The sequence below is a fragment of the Kutzneria kofuensis genome (genome assembly GCF_014203355.1).
GTDB lineage: Bacteria > Actinomycetota > Actinomycetes > Mycobacteriales > Pseudonocardiaceae > Kutzneria > Kutzneria kofuensis.
In genome coordinates this window covers 5794115-5815863 of record NZ_JACHIR010000001.1, presented here as the reverse complement: position 1 = coordinate 5815863, position 21749 = coordinate 5794115, and the positions used below count along the sequence as shown (strand labels likewise).

The following is a 21749-nucleotide window of genomic DNA, read 5'->3' as shown; positions in this document are numbered from 1 at the left end:
AAAAGAGAGGGTGGGTCAGTGGGCGGGTGTCGCCTCGGTGAGGGCGGCGCGGATGCCAGCGACGACCTCGTCGGCGGTGCCGGAAGCGGTGAAGCCGGCGGCCAGGCGGTGACCGCCGCCGCCGAACCGCACGGCCACGGATCGCACGTCCAGGCGGCCGACGGCCCGCAGCGACACGGTCCACGCACCGGACGGGGTTTCCTTCAGGACCGCGGCGACCTCGGCCTCCGAGGTCGACCGGATGACGTCGATGACGCTCTCGACCTCCTCGGCCCGCACGCCCACGGCGTCGGACCGGCGCACGACGGCGTGCACGAAGCCCAGGCCCTGCGCGGCATCCGGCTCCAGCTGAGCGGCGCCGAGCACCGAGGCGAGCATGCCCAGCCAGGCAAAGGGATGGCTGTCCATCAGGTTCCGGATCAGGCCGGGACCGTCGACGCCGGTCTCCAGCAGTCGGGCGGCGAGCCGATGCGTCTCCGGCTTGGCGAACCGGAAGGACACGGTGTCGGTGGCGATGCCGGCGTACAGGCAGCGCGCGATCGGCTCGTCGATCTCGGCGCCGAGCGCGTCCAGCAGCCGGGCCACGATCACCGCGGTGGCCTCGGCCCGGTCGTCCACCAGGTTGTGCGTGCCGTACCGGGTGTTCGAGACGTGATGGTCGACCACGAGCGAGACGCCGGCGGCGGCCACCCGGTCACCGAGCGGGCCGAGCCGGTCGACGCTGCCGGTGTCCAACGCCACCAGGAACTCCGGCCGCGACGGCACCTCGGCGGCCGGCACGAACAGGCCGGCGGAATCCAGCGGCCGCAGCGACTCCGGCACCGTCGACGGCGTGCCGAACGACACGCGGACGGTCGCCCCGCGCCGCCGCAGCGCCAGCCCCAGGGCCACGGCGCTGCCCAGCGCGTCGGCGTCCGGGTTGACGTGGGCCAGCAGCGTGACGTCGGCCGCCGCGGCCAGCAGGGCCGCGGCGGCCGCGACATCGACCTGATCGGAAGAGCTCACACCGGCAAGCTACGTCACTCCGGGTCGGACTCCTCCTCGCGGGGAGCCTTGTACGGGTCGGCCTCGCCGGCCGGCTGCGCGGTGGACGCCAGCTGCGCCACCTCGGCGTCCGACTCGCGGGCCTTGGCCAGCAGCTCGTCGATCCGCTTCGAGTCGGTCGGAATCGTGTCGGCGACGAACGCCAGGGTCGGCGTGAACCGCACGCCGGTCTGCTGCCCCACCATGGTGCGCAGCACACCGGTCGCGCTGGTCAGCGCGGCGGTGACGGCGGCGTGGTCGGGAGCGGACTCCAGGTTGTCGCCGAGCACGGTGTAGTACACGGTCGCGTCGTGCAGGTCGGGGGTGACCCTGGCGTCGGTGATGGTCACCCGGGCCAGCCGGGGGTCCTTCACCTCGTGTTCCAGCGCGGACGCCACGATCTGGGCGATCCGCTTGGCGAGCCTGCGGGCGCGGGCCTGGTCGGCCACGGCGCTCCTCCTCATGAGTAGTGACAGATGGAACTCAGTCGTCCTCGGGGCCGAGCAGCCGCTGTCGCGCGGACAGGACCTGCAGCTCGGGCCGGGAGGACACCAGCCGCTCGCACGCGTCGAGCACGTCCCGGACGTGCCCCGCGTCGGCGGCGACCACCGACACCCCGACGAGGGCGCGGCGGTGCAGGTCGAGATGACCGGCCTCGGCGACCGAGACCTCGTACTTGCGCCGGATCTCGGCCAGCACCGGCCGAACCACGGAACGCTTCTCCTTGAGCGAGTGGACGTCGCCCAGCAGCACGTCCAACTCGAGGGCACCTACGTACATGGGCATCACCGTGGTGGGACGCGGACGGGGCCGGCCGGAGCCGGCCCCGTCGCACGCCGCTTGATCAGTTGCGGGGCTTCTCCCGCATCTCGTACGTCTCGATCACGTCATCGACCCGCAGGTCGCTGTAGTTACCGAGGGTGACACCGCACTCGAAGCCCTCCCGGACCTCGGTCACGTCGTCCTTGAAGCGACGCAGCGAGGTGAGGGTGAGGTTCTCCTGGACCACGATGTTGTCGCGGAGCAGTCGCGCCTTCGAGTTGCGCTTGAGCTCGCCGGACATCACCAGGCAGCCCGCGATCGTGCCGACCTTGGAGGACTTGAAGACGTCGCGCACCTCGGCCCGGCCGAGCTGCACCTCCTCGTACTCCGGCTTGAGCATGCCCTTGAGGGCCTGCTCGATCTCGTCGATCGCCTGGTAGATCACCGTGTAGTAGCGGACCTCGACGCCCTCGCGGTTGGCCAGCTCGGTGGCACGGCCCTCCGCCCGGACGTTGAAGCCCAGCACGATGGTGTTGTCCGTCGCGGTGGCGAGGTTGATGTCGCTCTCCGTGACGCTACCGACGCCGCGGTGCACCACGTGCAGCTCGACGTCGTCGCCGACCTCGATGTTCATCAGGGCCGCTTCCAGCGCCTCGACGGTGCCGGAGTTGTCGCCCTTGATGACCAGGTTGAGCTGGCTGGTCTCCTTCAGCGCGGCGTCCAGGTCCTCCAGGCTGACGCGCTTGCGGCGGGACGCGTTGAGGGCGTTGCGGGTGCGGGCCTGGCGGCGCTCGGCGATCTGCCGGGCCACCCGGTCCTCGTCCACGACCAGGAAGGTGTCGCCGGCCCCGGGCACCGAGGTCAGACCGATCACCTGCACCGGACGCGAGGGCAGCGCCTCGATGACGTCCTCGTTGTGCTCGTCGACCATGCGCCGGACACGCCCGTAGGCGTCGCCGGCGACGATCGAGTCGCCCACCCGCAGCGTGCCGCGCTGCACCAGCACCGTGGCCACCGGGCCGCGACCGCGGTCCAGGTGCGCCTCGATCGCGACGCCCTGGGCCTCCATGTTCGGGTTGGCCCGCAGGTCGAGCGCGGCGTCCGCGGTCAGCAGGATCGCCTCCAGCAGCTGGTCGATGTGCAGACCCTGCTTGGCCGAGATGTCGACGAACATGGTGTCGCCGCCGTACTCCTCGGCCACCAGGTTGTACTCGGTCAGCTGCTGGCGGATCTTCTGCGGGTTCGCGCCTTCCTTGTCGATCTTGTTCACCGCGACCACGATCGGCGCGTTGGCCGCCTGGGCGTGGTTGATCGCCTCCACCGTCTGCGGCATCACGCCGTCGTCGGCGGCGACGACGATGACCGCGATGTCGGTGGAGTTGGCGCCACGGGCACGCATGGCGGTGAACGCCTCGTGACCCGGGGTGTCGATGAAGGTGATCAGCCGCTCGTTGCCGTCCAGGTACGTCATGACCTGGTAGGCGCCGATGTGCTGGGTGATGCCGCCGGCCTCGCCCTCGTGCACGTTCGCCTTGCGAATCGTGTCGAGCAGTCGGGTCTTACCGTGGTCGACGTGACCCATGACGGTCACCACCGGCGGCCGGATGACGAGGTCGTCCTCGTCGCCGGCGTCCTCGCCGTAGGTGATGTCGAAGGTCTCCAGCAGCTCGCGGTCCTCCTCCTCGGGGGAGACCACGTTGACCACGTAGTTCATCTCCGAGCCGAGCAGCTCGAGGATCTCGTCCGAGACGGACTGCGTGGCGGTGACCATCTCACCGAGGTGGAACAGCACCTGCACCAGCGCCGCCGGGTTCGCGTTGATCTTCTCCGCGAAGTCGGTCAGCGACGCGCCGCGCGGCAGCCGGATGGCCTCGCCGTTGCCCTTGGGCAGACGGACGCCGCCGACGCTGGGCGCCTGCATGTTGTCGAACTCTTGACGCTTCTGGCGCTTGGACTTGCGGCCACGGCGTGCGGGACCACCCGGACGGCCGAACGCGCCCGCGGCGCCGCCGCGACCGCCGGGACCACCCGGACGACCGCCACCGCCACCACGGAAGCCGCCGCCACCGGCCGGCGCACCACCGCCGCCACCGGGACGGAAACCGCCACCGCCACCGCCGCCGCCACCAGGACCGCCGCGGAAGCCGCCACCGCCGCCGCCCCCACCGGGACCGCCACGGAAGCCACCGCCACCGCCGCCGCCACCAGGGCCACCGCGGAAGCCGCCACCGCCGCCGCCCCCACCGGGACCGCCACGGAAACCGCCGCCACCGCCACCGGGGCCACGGCCGCCGCCACCGGGACCACCGGGGCGACCGCCACCGCCAGCCGGACGGGCCGGCCGGGGCGGCATCATGCCCGGATTGGGCCGAGGCGGCATGTTGCCCGGAGTCGGGCGGGGACCGCGATCCCCGCGGTCGCCGGACGGACGGTCGCCGCGCGGAGCGCGGTCGGGCCGGCTGTCACCGGGACGCGGCCGGTCGCCGCCGGACGGCGGGCCCGGACGAGGCGCGGACGGACGCGGCGCGGGCGCGTTGGAGCCCACGCCGAAGGGGTTGTTGCCGGGCCGCGGCGCACGCGGGCCGGGCTTGGGGCCCTGCTGGCGCGGCGGCACCGTGGAGCCGCCGTCCTGCTGCTGCGGCTGCCGGGGACCGGGCCGCGGGCCGGGGCGGGCGCCAGCGTTCGGCGCGGGCCGGGACGGCGCCTGCTGGCCGGCCGACGCGGCGGCCGGGGCCTGCTGCGACGGCTGCTGCTGCGGCCGCTGCTGGGGCGCCGGCGCGGGGGCCGGGCTGGACAGCTGCGGCTGGGTGTCCGGCCTCGGAGTCTGGCTCTGCGGCGCGGCCGGGGCCGGCGCCGCCGGGGCCGCCGAGGCGGCGGCCGGGGTCTCCTGGGCCGGGCGCGGGCCGGGGCGCGGCCCCGGACGCGGGCCGGGCATGGGCGCCCGCTGGCCAGGGGTGGACGGCTTGGGAGTGGGCGCGCCCTGCGGCGCGGACTCACCCGCGGCGGGAGCCGCGGGCTTGGCGGGCGGCGGGCCCGGGCGCGGGCCGGGCTTCGGCGCGCCGCCCTTGGACTTGGTGTCGCCCTTGACGTAGGCGTCCCGCAACCGGCGGGCCACGGGGGCCTCCACCGTGGAGGACGCGGACTTGACGTACTCACCCTGTTCGGCGAGCTTGTTGAGCACTTCCTTGCTCGTGACGCCGAGCTCCTTCGCGAGCTCGTGCACTCGGGCCTTGCCTGCCACTGCTCTCCTCGTCTAGGGAGGCCGGGCGGCAAAGTCCCGCTCGACCTCGTCCTATCGTCGCGCGATCATGTCTTCAGCTTCACGGCTGACTCATGACGGGTCGACCTGCTTCCTCTGCTCATCCACCGCGGGGGGTTCCCGCGGCGTCACTGCCCGGCTTCGACCGTCTCGAGGTGAGCGGTCAGAGCCGTGAGATCGAGCGGCCCCTGGACCCGCAGGGCCCTCGGGAACGCCCGACGTCGCTCGGCGGCGCGGAGGCACGCCGGATCGGGATGCAGCCACGCGCCCCGGCCCGACAGCCTGCGCCTCGGGTCCGGGACCACGGCCTCGTCCCTGACCACCGCGCGCAGCAGTTCGGAGTCCGACGCCCTGGCGCGGCACCCCACGCACGTCCGAATCGGGCCGCTGATCACGGCTCCGGTGGACAGGGGTGCCGGTTCTTGACGACGAACCACCAAAGATTCTATCCCCTCGGACTCACTCTGCCGAACCGGATACCTGACCGGACGGCGCGACCACCTCGGCGTCGGAGCGGATGTCGATGCGCCAGCCGGTCAGCCGGGCCGCCAGCCGGGCGTTCTGGCCCTCCTTGCCGATGGCGAGGGAGAGCTGGAAGTCCGGCACCACGACGCGCGCGGTCTTGGCCCGCTCGTCGAGCACCCGGACGGAGACAACCTTGGCCGGGGACAGGGCATTCCCGACGAAGGTGGCCGAGTCCTCGGAGAAGTCGATGATGTCGATCTTCTCGCCGGCCAGCTCGCTCATCACGTTGCGGACGCGCGCGCCCATCGGGCCGATGCAGGCGCCCTTGGCGTTCACGCCGGCCACCGTGGACCGTACCGCGATCTTGGAACGGTGACCTGCCTCACGTGCCACCGCCGGGATCTCGACGGTGCCGTCGGCGATCTCCGGCACCTCCAGCGCGAACAGCCGGCGCACCAGGTTGGGGTGCGTGCGGGAGAGCGTGATCTGCGGGCCGCGGGCGCCGCGGGACACGCCGACCACGTAGCACTTGATCCGCTCGCCGTGCTCGTAGCGCTCGCCCGGCACCTGCTCGGCCGGCGGCAGCACGCCCTCGGTGTCACCCACCTGGACCACGACCATGCCGCGGGAGTTGGCCCGGGCGTCGCGCTGCACGACGCCGGCGATGATCTCGCCCTCCTTGGCGGCGAACTCACCGAAGGTGCGCTCGTGCTCGGCGTCCCGCAGCCGCTGCAGGATGACCTGGCGGGCGGTGGTGGCCGCGATCCGGCCGAACCCCTCGGGGGTGTCGTCCCACTCCTCGTTGACCACACCGTCCGGGCCGATGTCCTGGGCCAGCACCCGGACCAGGCCGGTCTTGCGGTCGATGTCCACCCGGGCGTGCGGGCGGTGGCCCTCGGTGTGCTTGTACGCGGTCAGCAGCGCGGTCTCGATGGCCTCGATGACGGTCTCGAAGGGGATGTCCTTGTCCCGTTCGATCGTCCGGAGGGCGGCGATGTCGACGTTCATTCGGACTCCTCCTGACAGCCGCGCTCCAACAGCGCCAACTCCTCGACCGGCGGCTGCCGGAACTCCACTTCCACCACGGCCCGCTCGACGGCGCCGTGGGCGACGTCCCGCAGCTGGCCGTCGACCAGCAGCTGGACCGTCTCGTCGGTGACCCGGCCGACCCGGGCGAGGTACTCGGCCCCGTCCTTCTGCCGCACCTTGACCAGCCGGAACTTCGCCCGCCGCCAGTGGCGGGGGGCGGTCAACGGCCGGTCGATGCCGGGCGAGGTCACCTCGAGCGTGTACGGGCCCGCGAGCACGTGGTCGTGCTCGTCGAGCGCGGCGGCCACGACGCGACTGGCCTCGGCGATCTCGTCGAGGCCGACGCCCTCCTCGCCGTCGACGACCACCTTGACCAGTCGGCGACGCCCAGCCTGCTGCACGTCGAGCAGCTCAAGATCGAAGCCGATCGCCGAGACAGCCTCCCGGACGACCGGTTCGAGCTGCGCGGTTATCTCCCCGCGCGGCGCGCTGGACACGTTCTCACTCCCCTGGTCGCTGTTGCCGCTGCCGCCACGCGGACGTGACGACATCGACCGGCGATGGCGTTCGCCGGTCGTGGTCGCCAAGCGTATCTCGTCGCTGAGCCGTCCAGACGCACGTGGACCGGAGTGGGTCGGGTGATTGCTGGCAAGATGACTCACCGTGACCCCTCAGCTCGGCCGCCGGGCCCTTCTGCGGCTCGGCGCTCTCACGGTCCTCGCCGCGCCGGCCGTCGCCGCGTGCACGACGCAGCCGACCACGCCGCCGCCCCCGGATCCGCTGGCCGCGCTCGCCGACGCCGCCGCCGCGGACGCCGCCACCGCGCGCGGGCTGGCCGGCAAGTTCCCGGCGCTGGCCGCCAAGTTCCAGCTCATCGCCACCAACCGGGACGCCCAGGCCGTCGCGCTGCGCAAGGAGATCGACCGGGCCACCCCGCCGCCGACCACGTCGTCCGCGGCCCCGTCGAGCACTCCCCAGGGCACCACCTACCCCGACCAGGCCGCCGCCGTCGCCGGCATGGCCGCCTCGCTGGGCGCGGCCCAGGACGCCGCCACCCAGGTCGCGTTGACCGTGCCGACCTACCGTGCCGGACTCGTCGGCTCCGTCGTCGCCGGCTGCGCGTGCCTGAAGGAGCTGCTGTCGTGACCTCCCCCGTGCCCGCCGAGACCGTCGACGCCCTGCAGCGGGCGCTGGCCGCCGAACACGCCGCCATCTGGGCGTACGGGCTCGCCGGCGCCTTCCTGCCGGCCGCCTCCGACCCCGCGCTGACCAAGGGCTCCGAGGCGCACACCGTCCGCCGGGACGCCGTCATCGCGACCGTGAAGAAGCTCGGCGCCACCCCCAGGTCGGCCGAGCCCGGCTACAGCACGCCGCAGCCGCTGACCAACCAGTCGTCGGCGTTCGTGCTGCTGGTGGCCGCCGAGACCGACGTGGTGTCGGCCTGGCGGTCGGTGCTCGAGTACACCTCGGAGTCGCAGATCCGGAAGACGGCGCTGGACGCCCTCACCGACGGCGCGGTCCGGGCGATGTCGTGGCGGCAGGCCGGCGGCCAGACCCCGGCCACGCCGGCCCTCCCAGGCCAGCCGTGACCCCGTTTCATGTTTGGAACGCGTCTTTCCTCTACTCGGAGTGGAGGAAAGACGCGTTCCAAACGTTTCGGGGGCCGGGGCTACTTGCCGGCCAGGCGTAGGGCGTCGGTGCTGATCTCCTTGAGCTTCGCCTTGTCCTGGTGGCCGCCGACGACCGCGGTCAGGGCGATGGTGGTGACGCTGCCGTTTGTGGCGGCCGCGTAGCCGCCATCCTGGAGCTGGCTGGTGGTCGGCATGTTCGGCGTGGCCACGCCGCCGTCCTTGACCAGGTCGTAGACGTTGCCGGTGTTGTCGCTGCTGGTGATCTGTCTCAGCTGCTCGGCGTCGCCGCCGCTGGGCATCTTGACGTCCACGATCGACACGACGGCCGTGGTCCCGTCGGGCAGCGTCGTCGAGTACAGCGACCGGACCAACTGCTGGCACGGGTGCTGCTGGAGGAACGTCTGGGTCTTGCTGAAGGCGTGCTGGGCGCAGTTGGCGTCGGTGGCGGGGCCGGCGACCCGGGTGAAGGTGTACTTGCCGGCGGAGTTGACCTGGTCGGACGCGGCCTCGGCGACGCCGGCCACGTGCGAGGGTTGGACGGCCCAGAACACCAGCCCCGACAGCACGGCCACCCCGACCAGCCCGAGGCCCTGGAGCAGCAGCTTGTTGCGCCGGTCGGTGGGGTTGGGGCCGCCGCCACCGGCGGGCTCCGAGTCGTAGAACTCCGGGGGCAGCTGGAACGGCGAGGTGTCAGCCGGCCCGGCCGTCACGGGGGCGGTCCGCCAGGTCGCCTGATCTTGGGGGTACGACTCCGACACAACCAGCACCGTAACGGGTGACCGATTCCGACACGATTCGGATGGCCACATCACCATGTGTCACCGAATCAGTGCCTGGCAGGCGAGGTTGACGTCGTCGGAGGTGTTACTCAGCGCGAACGACAGCCGTACGCGGCCGGCCCGCACGGAGTGCCGCACGCCGGCGGCGGCGAGCCGATCGGCGTCCGCGTCGACGGAGACGATGGCGGAGTCGCCGGGCGGGCGGCCGAGGCGGTCGAGGAACTGGTTGGCCAGGCCGACGTTGTGCCGCCGGACGGCCGCCATGTCCAGCGACGCCAGCCACGGCAGGGCGACGGCGGCACCGACGTGCGAGAACCAGGTCGGCGAGAGGTCGAGACGGCGGGCGCTGCCGGCCAGTCGCAGCGGCAGGCCGTAGACGGTCTGCCAGGGATCCTCGCCGGCGTACCAGTTGGCGGCGACCGGCACGGCCCGGTCGATCACGTCCGGGCGAACCGCCAGCCAGGCGACGCCGCGAGGAGTCATCAGCCACTTGTAGCCGGCGCCGACGACGTAGTCGGCCCAGCCGAGGTCGGCCAGCGGCAGCCAGCCCAGCGCCTGGGTCACGTCGAGCACGACGGTGACGCCCTCGCGGTTGCGGCGCACGGCTTCCAGGTCGAGCACCGTGCCGTCGCTGGACTGCACGACCGCGGCGGCCAGCACGTCGTGGTCCCGCATGGCGTCCGGGATCTCGGCCAGCGGCGCCTCCGTCACCTTGATCCCCCGGTGCCCCAACGCCGCGAACGGGAACGAGACGCTGGTGAACTCGCCGGCGGGCACCAGCACCCGGGACCCGTCCGGCACCGAAGCGGCGGCGATGGCCACCAACTGCGAGGCGCTCGCGCCGATGGCCACGTGGGCGGGATCCGCGCCCACCAACGCCGCGAAGGCGGCCCTGGCGGCGGCAACATCGGTGTCGAAGCCCGGCGGCACGTCGGCGCCGACCCGCCAGCGCCGAATCGCCGCCTCGACGGCGTCCGCGACGACCGTGGGCGGCACGCCGATGCTGGCGGTGTTGAGATAGCCGGCCGGGATGTCGAAGGTCTGTCCGAAGGCGTGGCGCACATCGCCAACGTACGACCGGCGGTGCATGGCTGACGCGAGGTCGCGCCGGTCTCTGGACCGCGGGCCTGCCTCGATCGAGTCTGTCCATCGATCGAGGCAGGCCAAGGGAAGAGACCGGCTCAAGAGCGACCTCGCCCCGCGCGGCACGCGCGGAGAAAGTACGTTCACTCGGGTGCGAAGTGTGGAAATTCAGATCAGGACCGGATCATCCGAGGTCGTGTACGACCTGACCGGCGACTGCGAGCGATTTCTCGCCGAGGAAGGCGCCGCGGACGGGTTGCTGCACGTCTGGGTGCCGCACGCGACGGCGGGGCTGGCGGTGCTGGAGACCGGCGCCGGCAGCGACGAGGACCTGTTGACGGCGCTGGAGAAGCTGCTGCCCCATGACCAGGCGTGGCGGCACCGTCATGGCACGCCCGGCCACGGCCGGGATCACGTTCTACCTGCGCTTCTGCCTCCGTACGCGACGATTCCGGTGCTGGGCGGCCGGTTGGCGCTGGGCACCTGGCAGTCGATCTGCCTGGTCGACACGAATGTGGACAACCCGGTCCGAACTGTCCGGTTTTCCATGATCGGGGGTTGAGGCCGAACGCTTCTCCCCCATCCGAGGGTGATACGAATCACCGAACATCGGAATTGTCCCGCGAATTCGCATTGCCGGTTAGACCGGCCTTTCCGTGTCTTGCCCGAAACGGCCCAGGACTGGCACCCTTGACGCCGATGTTCATTCCCGTACTCCACCCTTGCGAGGTGCCGTGACCGGCCGGCGCGAACGCACCCGGGGGACAGCGGAGGACCCCGGCCGAACGCCGCTGGTGGGCCGCGCCGATGTGCTGCGCCTGGTGGACAAGGCGCTCGACCGCGCCGCCAAGGGCGCGTTCCAGCTGTTGGAGCTGGTGGGCGAGCCGGGGGTCGGCAAGTCGAGGCTGCTGGCTGAGGCGGTCGCGGCGGCCCGGGGCCGGGCGATGCTGACGCTGGTCGGCCGGGCCTCCGAGTTCGAGCGGGACGCGCCGCTGGCGGCGCTGGCCGACGCCCTGGACGACCACCTGGAAACGCTGTCGGACCGGCAACTGGCCCGGCTGACCGACAGCGAGCGGCGGCTGCTGGGTTCGGTCTTCGCCGGCATCGCCACCGACGTGCCGGCCGAGGCCCCGGACCGCTACCGACTGTTCCGCGCCGTCCGCGGCCTGCTGGAACTGTTGGCCGAGTCCGGCGGCCTGATGCTGGTGCTCGACGACGTGCACTGGGCCGACGAGAGCTCGGTGGAGCTGCTGGACCACCTGCTGCGGCACGCGCCACGCGGCCGGATCGTGGTGGCGGTGGCCTACCGGCCGGGCCAGGCGTCGCCGCAGCTGGGCGCCGCGCTGGGGCTGGCGCAGCCGACCCGCCGGGTGCGGGTGGACGTGGAGCCGCTGACCGAGCAGGAGACCGACGAGCTGCTCGGCCCGGACGTGAACCGGACCCGCCGGCAGTGGCTGTACGAGGCCAGCGGGGGCAACCCGTTCTACCTGGAGGCGTTGTCCCGCATGAACATCGGCCGGGTGCCGGCCCCGCGGGACGCGCACAGCGAGGCGTTGGCGTCGATGACGGCGGAGGTGCCGGACACGGTCCGCGACGCGCTGCTGATGGAGCTGACCAGCCTGAGCGGGATCGGGCAGCTGGTGGCCAAGGCGGCCGCGGTCGTCGGCGACGAGTTCGAGCCGGCGGCGGTGGCGGCGGCCGGCGAGATCGCCGAGGCCGACGCGCTGACCGCGCTGGACGAGCTCGTCGCCCGGGACGTGGTGCGGCCGGACGCCGCGCGCTTTCGGTTCCGGCATCCGCTGGTGCGCCACGCGGCGTACGCGTCGGCGAAGGCCGGCTGGCGGATGGGCGCGCACGGCCGGGCGGCGCACTTCCTGCGCGGCAAGGGCGCGCAGCCGCAGATGCTGGCCCACCACGTGGTGAACTCGGCCCCGTTCGGCGACCTCGCCTCCGTGGGGGAGCTGGCCTCGGCCGCCCAGGCGGTGGTGTCCCGTGCCCCGGCGACGGCCGCGCACTGGCTGGGCAACGCGCTGCGGCTGCTGCCGGAGAACGAGGCGACCCGGCCGACCCGCTGCAACCTGCTGCTGGCGCTCGGCAACGCCCAGCTGACCAGCGGCCAGCTCGGCGCCGGCCGCGACACCGCCCGCGAGGCGCTGCAGCTGCTGCCGGCCGAGGACCTGGCCCGGCGGGCGCTCGCGGCCCGGCTGTGCGCGACGACGGAACGCATGCTGGGTTCACGGGAGGCCGCGAAGGCGGTCCTGTTGGCGGAGCTGCGCAAGCTGCCGGACCCGCTCGTGGTGGAGGCGGCCCCGCTCTACATCCGGCTGGCGGTCGAGTACGTGGGCACCGGCGAGGCCGCGGAGTGCGCCCGGATGCTGGCCGAGATCCGCAAGCTGGACCACCTGGACCCGCCGGCCGCGTTCGCGACCGCGGCGCTGGGCGTGATGCCGGCCTACATCGCCGGCGACATCCCGGGCGCGTTGGACCTGCTGGACGAGGTCGACCGGCGGATGTCGGGGCTCACGGTCGCGGAGATCACGCCGTGGATGGACGTCACCGCGTGGCTGTGCTGGGCCGAGCTGATGGTCGGCCGGCACGCCCAGGCCGTCACCCGGCTGGACCGGCTGATCGAGATCGCCCGGTCCACGGGCCAGCAGTTCGTGCTGGCCTACCTGTTGGCGGCCAAGGCCTTCGCGCTGGGCCGGTTGGGCCGGCTGGCGGCGGCCGCGCCGGCCGCCGAGGAGGCGTGCGACATCGCGCGGCTGGTCGGCTCGGGCGAAGCGCAGACGATGTCGTTGACCGCCCAGGCGCTGGTGCTGGCCTGGGCGGGCGAGTACCCGGCGGCGTTGAAGGCGGCAAGTGAGGGGGCGAAGGCCAGCCGGCCGAGCAAGGTCTACTGGTCCGTGCTGGCCGGCTGCGCGCGCAGCCTGGTGCTGATCTACTCCCGTGACCTGGTGGCGGGCCGGCCGGCGGTCGAGGCGGCGTGCGAGGAGTTCGAGTCGGTCGGCGTGCGCGACGAGACCCTGCTGCTGATCTGTCTGGAGGCGATCGCGCACGCGGAGGCGATCGCCGGCAACCCGAGCGCGGGCCTGCCGCTGGCCGACCGCGCGGACGCGATCCGCCACCCCGATCACGAGGTGAACGTGGCCGTCGCCGACCTGATCCGCGCGCACGCGCTGAGCGGCACCGACCCGGCGACCTCGGCGAAGCTGGCGCTGCAGTCGGCGGAGACGCTGGCCAACCTCGACTACCGGCTCGAGGAGGGCCGGGCGCGGCTGCGCGCCGGGCAGAGCCTCGCCGCCTCCGGCGATCGCGCCGCCGGCCTGAAGCAGTTGGCCATCGCGGCTGAATTGTTCGCCACGTCCGGTGCCCGCGGACTGCACGCCCAGGCGGCGGAGGCGCAGCGGCGGCTCGGTCAGCGCGTCCCCGTGCCGCGCCTCGGCCGTCGGCAGGAGCTGCCGTTCGGGCTGTCCGCGCGCGAGTTCGAGGTGGCGCGGCTGGTGGTGGAGGGCCGGACCAACGCGCAGATCGCGGAGCGGCTGTCGCTGAGCCTGAGAACCGTGGAGACCCACCTCACGCGAGTGTTCGGCAAGACCGGCGTGCCGGCCCGTGGCGGCCTGGGCCGAGTGCTGGGCCCGCACCTCGACCAGAGCTGACGGGCAACCGGAACCGGCCGGCCGGCGTGAGCCGATCGGGGGCCGGCCCGCAGCCACGTCAAAAACGGTCACGGAACGGACATGCGTTCCGACCTGGGCGTACCTCGTTCAGCTGTAGGTCGGGCCGGGCCCGACACCGAATGTCGTGGTTTACCACGATGGAAATGGGGACGCTGGTCCGTCAGGGTGACGTTGACCATCCACCGAGTCGCTGGGGGGCGCGATGAACCGGGAAATCCCGCTGTACACACTCGAGGGTGTACGCGACGCGGATGTGAGCGTTCACCCGGTCACCACGATGGACGGCCTCGGCCTGAACCTGACCCGCTTCCGCCGCGAGCACGCCGACGACGTGGTGCTGCTGGTGCACGGCCTGACCTCGTCCATGGACATGTTCGTCATGCCCGAGCACCGGAATCTGGTCAGCCACCTGCTGGACAACGGGTTCGGCGAGGTGTGGACGCTGGACTCCCGGATGAGCAACCGGCTGCCGTACAACAAGTCGGCCCACCGGTTCACCCTCGACGACCTCGCGCGCCACGACTACCCCGCGGCGCTCACCGAGCTCCGCCGCCACGTCGGGGGGCGGCGGATCCACGTGGTCGCGCACTGCCTCGGCTCCGTGTCCTTCCTGATGAGCCTGTTCAGCGGCGTGATCGGGGAGATCGCGAGCGTGGTGTGCAACAGCGTCGGCCTCACGCCGCGGGTGCCGCTGTGGTCGCGGGTGCGCCTGGTCGCCGGCCCGGACGTGGTCGAGTACGCGCTCAACCAGCCGTACCTGGACCCGCAGTGGGGCAGCGCGCCCGCGTTCACCACCGGCTGGACGGTGTCCAAGCTGATGTCGGTGCTGCACCCGGAGTGCTCGGTGCCGGCCTGCCACATGCTCAGCGCGATGTGGGGCACCGGCTGGCCGGCCATGTACGAGCACGCCAACCTGCTACCGGTCACCCACCACCGGATCGGCGACATCTGCCAGGCCAGCGGCGTGCACTACGACCGGCACGTGCGCAAGATCATCTTCGCCGGCCGGGCCGTCGCCTACGACACCGGCGAGGACTACACCGCCGACCTCGGCGCCGTACGCACCCCGCTGCTGCTGCTCACCGGCTCGCACAACCGCGTGTTCACCGACTCCCAGCAGGTGTTCCACCGCCGGCTGGAGGAGGCCGCGCCGGGCCGGCACGAGCTGCGGGTGCTGCCCGGCTACGGCCACCTCGACCCGTTCATCGGCAAGCACGCCGACCTCGAGGTGTTTCCGCACATCGTGGACTTCCTCAAGCGGGCGGCGGGCTGATGGCCGGGGTCGAGACCGCCGACGTGGTGATCGTCGGCTCCGGGTTCGGCGGCTCCGTCGCCGCGCACCGGCTGGCCGACGCCGGCCTGTCGGTCGTCGTGCTGGAACGCGGCCGGGCCTGGCCGCCGGGCAGCTTCGCCCGGACCCCGGCGGAGATGCACCACAACTTCTGGAACCCGGAGCAGGCCGACTACGGCCTGTTCGACGTGCTGGAGTTCCGCGGCTTCGACTCGGTGGTCTCGGCCGGGCTGGGCGGCGGGTCGCTGATCTACGCCAACGTGCTGCTGCGCAAGGACGAGCGCTGGTTCGTCAAGGACGCCGAGCTGCCCGGCGGCGGCTACGATTACTGGCCGGTCACCCGCGAGGACCTCGACCCGCACTACGACGCCGTCGAGGCGATGCTGACGCCGAGCCGTTACCCGTTCGACGACCCGCAGTTCGCCGGCGTGCCCAAGACCGAGGCCTTCCGGGAGGCGGCGGTCGAGCTGGGGCTGGACTGGCAGCTCCCGCCGCTGGCGGTGGCGTTCGCGCCCAAGCCGGACGGGCAGCCGGGCATCGGGCTGCCGGTGATCGAGCCGTCCTACGGCAACCTGCACGGGCTGCCCCGGCGCACCTGCCGGCTGTGCGGCGAATGCGACTTCGGCTGCAACGACGGCGCCAAGAACACCCTCGACCACACGTACCTGTCCGCGGCCAAGGCGGCCGGCGCCGACCTGCGCACGATGTGCGAGGTGCAGGCCATCCGCCCCGGCGGTCCCGGCTACCAGGTCCGCTACCTGCTGCACGCCATGGACGGCAGCGCGGTGTCCAAGCGCATCGACTGCGAGCGCCTGATCCTGGCCGCCGGCTCGTTCGGCACCACCCGGCTGCTGCTGGGCAACCGCGCCCACCTGCCCGGCCTCAGCCCGGCGCTCGGCACCCGGTTCAGCGGCAACGGCGACATGCTGTCGTTCGCGCTGCACACCCGCCGCGACGGCCGCCCGCGGGCGATGCACGCCAGCCGGGGACCGGTGATCACCAGCACCATCCGCGTGCCGGACGAGCTGGACGAGGACGGCGGCATCGGGCGGGGCTTCTACATCCAGGACTCCGGCTACCCGGTGATCCTGGACTGGCTCGTGCAGAACATGGACGTGCGGGGCGATCTGTCGCGGCTGGCCGGATTCAGCATGAACCGGCTGCGCGCGGCCCTGCGCTGGGCCGGCCCCGACCATCTGGAGCACGGCATCGGCCAGCTGATCGGCACCGGCTCGCTGTCCAACTGCTCGCTGCCGCTGCTGGGCATGGGCCGCGACGTGCCGGACGGCGTGATGCGGCTGCGCGACGGCGAGCTGGACGTGTCGTGGACGACCGAGACCAGCCGGTCCTATCTGGACCGGGTGCGCGGGACCATGCGGGACATCACCGCCGCCCTCGGCGGGGAGTACCTGGACAACCCGCTGTGGTTCCGCAAGCGCCTGGCCGTTGCCCATCCGCTCGGTGGCGCGCCGATCGGCCGCCACCCCGGCGAGGGAGTCTGCGACCCTTACGGTGAGGTGTTCGGGCATCCGGGCCTGTACGTTGCCGATGGGGCCGCGATGCCGGGACCGGTGGGCGCGAACCCCTCGCTGACGATCGCCGCGATGGCCGACCGTCTCTGCGATCATCTGTTGCTCGCGCGCGGGATGTCGGGGAGGTCACCCGCGCGCGGTGGTCAGCGCCGTTCAGGGGGAACGACGCAGGCCACTCCGGCCGCACCGGCCCGTCTCAGCGGGGGTCGGACCGGTGCAGCCGCCCTCTCGTTCACCGAGGAGATGGCCGGCCAGGTCACCCTCGGTGAACGAGAGGGGCCAGCTCCGCTGCGGCTGCGCGTGACCGTGGCGATCCAGGACATGGACGCGTTCCTGGCCGACCCCCGGCACGAGGCGACGGCCACCGGCTGGCTGGACTGCCCGGCGCTGGGCGGTCGGCTGCTGGTCGCGCGCGGCCGCGTGGAGCTGATGGTGACCGAGTCCGCCGGCGGCCGGCGGCGGATGCGCTACCGGCTGCCGTTCACCGACGACCGCGGCCGCCGTCTGCTGCTCAGCGGGCACAAGGAGCTGCGGGCCGGGCCGCCGACGGCGATCTGGCCGGACACCACCACCCTGCACGCGAAGGTGCTGGCCGACGGGGTCACGCTCGGCGCGGGGACGCTGAAGCTGGGTCGGCGGGACTTCCTGCGCGAGCTGACCACGATCCGGGCCGGCAGCCCGGGGGCTCTGGAGCGGTTCGGCACGTTCTTCCTGGGCTCCCTGTGGCAGGTGTACCGCCCGAGGTTGACGTCATGAGCGACGAGGTCGCCCTCGTGCTGTCCGGCGGCGGGGCCTCGGCGGCGTACTTCGGCGCGGGCGTCGCCCAAGGCCTGGCCGACGTGGGGCTGCACCCGACCGTGCTGTCCGGCACGTCAGCCGGCGGATTGAACGCGGGGCTGCTGGCCGCCGGGATGTCGCCGGAGCAGCTGGTGGAGCTGTGGATCTCCGTGCAGGGCCACGACGTGTACAAGCCGCGGCTGGACCTGTGGCGGCTGCTGCGGCCCGCCGGCCTGGTGCGGCTGCCGACGAGCGACCTGATGGGCTACGCGCTGGACTCCGTCGGCTGGACCTGGCTGCTGGACACCGCGCCGGCCCGTAAGACGCTGACCGCCGCCTTGGGCGGGGAACGGCTGCGCATCCGGGACGGCGTGCGGGTCGTGGTCGCGGCCGTCGAGGAGTGCAGCGGCGAGGTCGTGCACTTCACCAACTCCGCGCCGCCCGGGTCGGGCTTCACTGAGGTGCAGCTGACCGTCGATCACCTGATGGCCGGGGCCGCGGCCCCGATCCTGTTCCCGCCCGTGCACATCGACGGCCGCACCTACGTGGACGCCGGCATGGTCGCCAACACGCCGCTGCGGCCGGCGATGGCGTACGAGCCGGAGACCGTCGTGGTCGTGACGTCCTCGTGCGGGCGGCAGTCCGGCGAACCCGCCTCGCTCGGCGACGCGCTGGGCCTGGCGTTCGAGAACGTCGCCCGGTTCGCGGTGCTGCGGGACTACGAGCACACCAGGCAACTCGCCGAGCTGAGACCGGGCGGAACGCCCCGGTTCGTGCTGGTCGAGCCGACCGACGAGTTCGAGGTGTCCGGCTTCGCCCGGTTCGACCCGGACGTGGCCAGGACCGTCGTCGCGCACGGACGGGCCCAGGCCCGCGCGGCGCTGGCCACCGTCACCTCAGGGGGATGAGCATGACCGCGTTCTCGACGTCCCGGTGGCCGCTGTCCGCCGCACAGCACGGGATCTTCTCGGCGCACCAGGCGGATCCCGGCGGCGCCGCGCACAACGTCGCCGAGTACGTCGACATCGCGGGGCCCGTCGACCACGACCGGTTCGAGGCCGCCACCCGGCGGGCCGTCGCCGAGGCCGAGGCGCTGCACATGCGGTTCGCCGTCGTCGGCTGCCAGGACGTCGTAGCGGTGCGGCCGTTCCAGCTGGAGACCGTCGACGTCAGCGCTTCGCCCGATCCGCTGTCCGCCGCGCTGGCGTGGATGCGGTCCGACCTCGCCGATCCCGTCAGCCTGGCCGAGGGGCCGCTGTTCCGGCAGGCGCTGATCACCGTGTCGGCCGAGCGGGTGCTGTGGTACCACCGCAGCCACCGGATCGCCCTCGACCGCTACGGGCTCTTCCTCATGGACCGCCGGGTCTCCGAGCTGTACAGCGGCCTCGACGGCGAACCGTTCGACCCCTTACGACCCGTGGTGGACGAGGACGTCGCCTACGCGCTGTCCGCCGGCTGGCGGCGGGACCGTCGGTTCTGGCTGGACCGGTTCGCCGACGCGCCCATGCCCATCAGCCTCGTCGAGGGCACCGCTTCGCCGTCCGCCGGCGTGCTGCGCCGGACCGTGGAGCTGCCCCGGACCGCCTTGGAGGACTGGGCCGAGGTCGCCGGCCGCTGCCGCACCAGCTGGTCCGCCGTCGTCATCGCCGCCGTCGCCGCGTACCTGCGGCACGTCACCGGCACCTCCGAGGTCGTGCTGGGCGTTCCCCGCATGTGCCGCCGGCGCACCGCCGCCCTCAACGTGCCGTGCTCGACGTCCAACACCATGCCGCTGCGGGTGCTCACCCCGCCCGGCGCGTCGTTGACCGAGCTCGCCGGCGACATCGCCGAGGAGGTCAAGGTCTGCCAGCCCCATGAGCGGTACCGCTCCGAGCTGCTGCGCCACGAACTCCATGTGCCCCGGCTCTACGGGCCCGTCGTCGACATCAACCCCATCAGCTACGAGCTCGCCTTCGACCACCACCCCGCCGTCGCCCACACCCTGGCGGCCGGCCCCGTCGAGGACCTCACCATCACCGTGCACGGCGGCCAGGGCGGCTCCGGTCCCCGTATCGACTTCGACGGCAACCCGGCGCTGTACTCCGGCGACGACCTCACCGTCCACCAGCAGGCGTTCCTGGACCTGTTGGAGACGGCCCCCGCGTTCGCCTGACCCGCGGGAGCCGCTGCCTCACTGACCTCCGGTTTTCCTGGTCACGACGTTGGAGGACGGGCCGTAGTAGAAGGCCCGGACCCGGTACGACGCCTTGTCCTCGTCCGGCAGGGTGATCAGGGCGAAGGAGTTGATGTCCTTGTCCAGCACGGCGACCACCTTGTAGTCGGCGGCGCCGGCCGGTTTGTCCTCGACCAGGTATCCCTCCTCATCGCTGGCGTTGTCGGTCCAGGTGAACTGGATGCCGTTGGACTGAAGGACTTTCGCCTTCAGCCCGGACGGCGCGCCGGCGGGCGTGCCGTCCCGGACGGAGTGGGTGACCGCCGGCCCGCCGGGCAGGGTGGCGGGGGCGGGCCAGTCCTTGTCGTCGTTGCCGGCGGAACCGCCCGGCACGGTGACGTCGACGGCGTCGGACGCCGGCCCGTAGTAGGGCCGGAGCCGGTAGTAGAACGAGGTCTGCGGCATCAGGTCGGGATGGGTGTAGCTGTCCTGACGCACCGGCATGAACTGCAACGTCGTCCACGGCCCGTCCGGCGCGGTGGCGAACTCGACGATCCGCCCGGCGGCGGCCGGATCGGTCCCGGTCCAGTCCAGCCTGATGTCGACGGGCGAGGTCATCGTGGCGGCCAGCGTGGTGCCGGCCACCGGCTGGGCCGCGGCGGAGCAGGCGGTCAGCGCCGCCCCGACGGCGGCGCAGCAGAGCACGAGCGCACGTTTCACGGTGTTGCCTCGGTGATCGCAGGGTGCGGGACCGCCCGGTCGACGGAACCGACCGGGCGGTCACCGGCTCACTTCGTCCAGAACCTGATGTTGCTCCACGTCACCGAGATCGGCCCCTGCCCGCTGGCGGTGCGGTAGGCGCCGAGCTTGTCGTAGTAGCTGCCGCTCGGACTGTTGACGGTGTTCTTCAGCGACCCGTTGATGTACGTCCGGTGCGTCGACCCGACCTGGTTCACGGTATTCACCCGCACCGTGGTCCCGACGGTGGCGCCGCCGGAAATGGTGGCGCCGCCCTCGACGCTGTACATCCTTCCGCCGGACTCGACCGCGAGCAGGAAGAACGGCCCGCTGCCGAACGTCTGCTTCAGGCTGATCCGGCTGCCGCCCATGCTGTTGATTTTGAAATAGCCCTCGAACTGGTGGGTGCCGCCGCTGTAGGTGTCGTAGCGGCGCTCGGCGCGCTGCTCGCCGCTGGAGTTCGAGCAGGTCAGCTTGAACGTCGACCCGCTGACCGAGCCGCAGCCGACCTGCTGGACGTTGTAGCCGGGACTCCAGGTTTTCCAACTGCCGCTCTCCACCTGCGCATAGGCGTCGGGCGCGACCAGAAGCAGGGATGCGGCGGCGAGAATACCGCCGAGCATGCGAATCCTTCGAGACACGCACGTCCTCCTCAACCCGGATCCGCTCGGAATTCGTCAGGGTCGAGCGCGACCACGGGAAAGTGGTTTTTCGGCGGAGGCAAAACGAGTGTAAGCGCGATCACGTCGGCCGGACAAGGCCCGCCGGTAAACGCCGGCAGGACCGGCCGGGCCGGTCACGGTAATCTCGCCCGGTGCTGGTGCTGCTCCCCCCGTCCGAGACGAAGTCCGACGGCGGCGCCGGCGGCCCGCTCGACCTGGACGCGCTGTCCTTCCCCGAGCTGACGCCGCTGCGCCGCAAGCTGTCGGACGCGCTGGTGGCGCTGGCCGCGGACGTGCCGGCGAGCCTGCGGGCGCTGGAGCTGTCCGAGCGCCAGCACCACGAGGTGCACCGCAACGCCGCGCTGCTGACGTCACCGACCGCGCCGGCGCTGTCCCGGTACACGGGCGTGCTCTACGACGCCCTGGACGCGAAAACCCTGACGAAGACGGAGAAGTCGCGCGCGGACAAGCGGCTCGCGGTGGCGTCGGCGCTGTTCGGCGTGGTGCGCGCGGGCGACCCGATCCCGGCCTACCGGCTGTCCGGCGGCAGCTCGCTGCCCGGCATCGGCACGCTCAGCTCGCTGTGGCGGCCGGAGCTGGAGCCGGTGCTGGCCGGCGCGGACGACCTCGTCATCGACATGCGCTCGGGCGCCTACGCGGCGCTGGCCCGCATCCCGGACGCCGTGACGGTGAAGGTGATCATGCCCAACGGCCGGACGGTCAGCCACCACAACAAGGCGTACAAGGGCAGGCTCGCACGGGTGCTCGTGACGGCCCCGAAAGAGCCGTCGTCGGTGTCCGGCCTGGTCCGCACGGCCACCGCGGCGGGGCTGATGCTGCGCCAGACCGGCGACCGCGCAGTTGACCTCGTGGTGACGGACTAGTCCGG

Annotated in this window: 20 protein-coding genes; 9 read left to right on the top strand and 11 right to left on the bottom strand. The window is 72.6% G+C overall.

Annotation, left to right across the window (positions count from 1 at the left end; translation table 11 throughout):
• Positions 1 to 15: 15 nt before the first annotated feature.
• From BJ998_RS26990 to rimP, 7 genes are all read right to left on the bottom strand, one after another.
• Positions 16 to 1005, bottom strand: coding sequence for a DHH family phosphoesterase (locus tag BJ998_RS26990; protein ID WP_184866065.1), 990 nt, complete (start codon positions 1003 to 1005; stop codon positions 16 to 18).
• Between the two features lie 14 nt (positions 1006 to 1019).
• Positions 1020 to 1472 (bottom strand): 30S ribosome-binding factor RbfA, encoded by a 453-nt coding sequence (rbfA, locus tag BJ998_RS26985; RefSeq protein ID WP_184866064.1) that lies wholly within the window; start codon positions 1470 to 1472, stop codon positions 1020 to 1022.
• A 34-nt stretch (positions 1473 to 1506) separates the two neighbouring features.
• Positions 1507 to 1803, bottom strand: a complete 297-nt coding sequence (locus BJ998_RS26980; RefSeq protein ID WP_184866063.1) for a DUF503 domain-containing protein — start codon at positions 1801 to 1803, stop codon at positions 1507 to 1509.
• 64 nt (positions 1804 to 1867) lie between these two features.
• Positions 1868 to 5026, bottom strand: a complete 3159-nt coding sequence (infB, locus tag BJ998_RS26975; protein ID WP_184866062.1) for a translation initiation factor IF-2 — start codon at positions 5024 to 5026, stop codon at positions 1868 to 1870.
• A 146-nt stretch (positions 5027 to 5172) separates the two neighbouring features.
• A complete protein-coding gene (locus BJ998_RS26970) occupies positions 5173 to 5367 on the bottom strand; it encodes a YlxR family protein (RefSeq protein WP_376776009.1) in 195 nt (64 codons plus the stop codon).
• A 136-nt stretch (positions 5368 to 5503) separates the two neighbouring features.
• Entirely contained in the window at positions 5504 to 6517 is a 1014-nt protein-coding gene (nusA, locus tag BJ998_RS26965; RefSeq protein WP_184866061.1) for a transcription termination factor NusA, read from the bottom strand.
• Complete coding sequence (rimP, locus tag BJ998_RS26960) at positions 6514 to 7035, bottom strand: ribosome maturation factor RimP (RefSeq protein ID WP_184868957.1); 522 nt, start codon at positions 7033 to 7035, stop codon at positions 6514 to 6516. Before rimP ends, nusA begins: the two co-directional genes overlap by 4 nt.
• Positions 7036 to 7201: 166 nt before the next feature.
• Here rimP and BJ998_RS26955 point away from each other — a divergent pair, with 166 nt between their 5' ends.
• Together BJ998_RS26955 and BJ998_RS26950 are read left to right on the top strand one after the other, a co-directional pair.
• Complete coding sequence (locus BJ998_RS26955; protein WP_312890345.1) at positions 7202 to 7684, top strand: hypothetical protein; 483 nt, start codon at positions 7202 to 7204, stop codon at positions 7682 to 7684.
• Positions 7681 to 8127, top strand: coding sequence for a ferritin-like domain-containing protein (locus tag BJ998_RS26950; protein WP_184866060.1), 447 nt, complete (start codon positions 7681 to 7683; stop codon positions 8125 to 8127). The genes BJ998_RS26955 and BJ998_RS26950 overlap by 4 nt, the downstream gene beginning before the upstream one ends.
• A gap of 80 nt (positions 8128 to 8207) precedes the next feature.
• Here BJ998_RS26950 and BJ998_RS26945 read toward each other — a convergent pair whose 3' ends face one another.
• Entirely contained in the window at positions 8208 to 8927 is a 720-nt protein-coding gene (locus BJ998_RS26945; RefSeq protein WP_184866059.1) for a hypothetical protein, read from the bottom strand.
• Positions 8928 to 8987: 60 nt separating this feature from the next.
• Positions 8988 to 10010, bottom strand: a complete 1023-nt coding sequence (locus BJ998_RS26940) for an aminotransferase class V-fold PLP-dependent enzyme (RefSeq protein ID WP_312890344.1) — start codon at positions 10008 to 10010, stop codon at positions 8988 to 8990.
• Between the two features lie 172 nt (positions 10011 to 10182).
• Between BJ998_RS26940 and BJ998_RS47690 the strand changes: the two genes are divergently transcribed.
• The 6 genes from BJ998_RS47690 to BJ998_RS26910 all read left to right on the top strand — a co-directional run bounded on the left by BJ998_RS47690 (position 10183) and on the right by BJ998_RS26910 (position 19460).
• Entirely contained in the window at positions 10183 to 10593 is a 411-nt protein-coding gene (locus BJ998_RS47690) for a secondary thiamine-phosphate synthase enzyme YjbQ (protein WP_184866055.1), read from the top strand.
• A 172-nt stretch (positions 10594 to 10765) separates the two neighbouring features.
• Positions 10766 to 13687, top strand: coding sequence for an ATP-binding protein (locus tag BJ998_RS26930; protein ID WP_184866053.1), 2922 nt, complete (start codon positions 10766 to 10768; stop codon positions 13685 to 13687).
• A gap of 274 nt (positions 13688 to 13961) precedes the next feature.
• Positions 13962 to 14981, top strand: coding sequence for an alpha/beta fold hydrolase (locus BJ998_RS26925; protein WP_221338133.1), 1020 nt, complete (start codon positions 13962 to 13964; stop codon positions 14979 to 14981).
• Positions 14981 to 17287, top strand: a complete 2307-nt coding sequence (locus tag BJ998_RS26920) for a GMC oxidoreductase (protein ID WP_184866050.1) — start codon at positions 14981 to 14983, stop codon at positions 17285 to 17287. The genes BJ998_RS26925 and BJ998_RS26920 overlap by 1 nt, the downstream gene beginning before the upstream one ends.
• Positions 17284 to 18216: a patatin-like phospholipase family protein gene (locus tag BJ998_RS26915; RefSeq protein ID WP_184866049.1), complete on the top strand. Its 933-nt coding sequence runs from the start codon at positions 17284 to 17286 to the stop codon at positions 18214 to 18216. Before BJ998_RS26920 ends, BJ998_RS26915 begins: the two co-directional genes overlap by 4 nt.
• A 2-nt stretch (positions 18217 to 18218) precedes the next feature.
• Positions 18219 to 19460 (top strand): condensation domain-containing protein, encoded by a 1242-nt coding sequence (locus BJ998_RS26910; protein ID WP_184866048.1) that lies wholly within the window; start codon positions 18219 to 18221, stop codon positions 19458 to 19460.
• Positions 19461 to 19478: 18 nt separating this feature from the next.
• On the opposite strand, the gene BJ998_RS26905 is transcribed toward BJ998_RS26910, so the two are convergent.
• Together BJ998_RS26905 and BJ998_RS26900 are read right to left on the bottom strand one after the other, a co-directional pair.
• Entirely contained in the window at positions 19479 to 20180 is a 702-nt protein-coding gene (locus tag BJ998_RS26905; RefSeq protein ID WP_312890343.1) for a fibronectin type III domain-containing protein, read from the bottom strand.
• A gap of 68 nt (positions 20181 to 20248) precedes the next feature.
• The gene (locus BJ998_RS26900) at positions 20249 to 20821 is read right to left on the bottom strand and encodes a hypothetical protein (RefSeq protein ID WP_184868954.1); all 573 of its coding nucleotides are present in this window, start codon (positions 20819 to 20821) and stop codon (positions 20249 to 20251) included.
• A gap of 191 nt (positions 20822 to 21012) precedes the next feature.
• Here BJ998_RS26900 and yaaA point away from each other — a divergent pair, with 191 nt between their 5' ends.
• Positions 21013 to 21744 (top strand): peroxide stress protein YaaA, encoded by a 732-nt coding sequence (gene yaaA, locus BJ998_RS26895; RefSeq protein WP_184866047.1) that lies wholly within the window; start codon positions 21013 to 21015, stop codon positions 21742 to 21744.
• Positions 21745 to 21749: the final 5 nt, after the last annotated feature.

Excerpts from the sequence above, each read along its gene's own strand:
- BJ998_RS26915 (WP_184866049.1), top strand. The coding sequence starts at position 17,284 with ATGAGCGACGAGGTCGCCCTCGTGCTGTCCGGCGGCGGGGCCTCGGCG.
- nusA (WP_184866061.1), bottom strand. The coding sequence starts at position 6,517 with ATGAACGTCGACATCGCCGCCCTCCGGACGATCGAACGGGACAAGGAC.
- BJ998_RS26910 (WP_184866048.1), top strand. The coding sequence starts at position 18,219 with ATGACCGCGTTCTCGACGTCCCGGTGGCCGCTGTCCGCCGCACAGCAC.
- BJ998_RS26920 (WP_184866050.1), top strand. The coding sequence starts at position 14,981 with ATGGCCGGGGTCGAGACCGCCGACGTGGTGATCGTCGGCTCCGGGTTC.
- BJ998_RS26900 (WP_184868954.1), bottom strand. The coding sequence starts at position 20,821 with ATGCTCGGCGGTATTCTCGCCGCCGCATCCCTGCTTCTGGTCGCGCCC.
- BJ998_RS26980 (WP_184866063.1), bottom strand. The coding sequence starts at position 1,803 with ATGTACGTAGGTGCCCTCGAGTTGGACGTGCTGCTGGGCGACGTCCAC.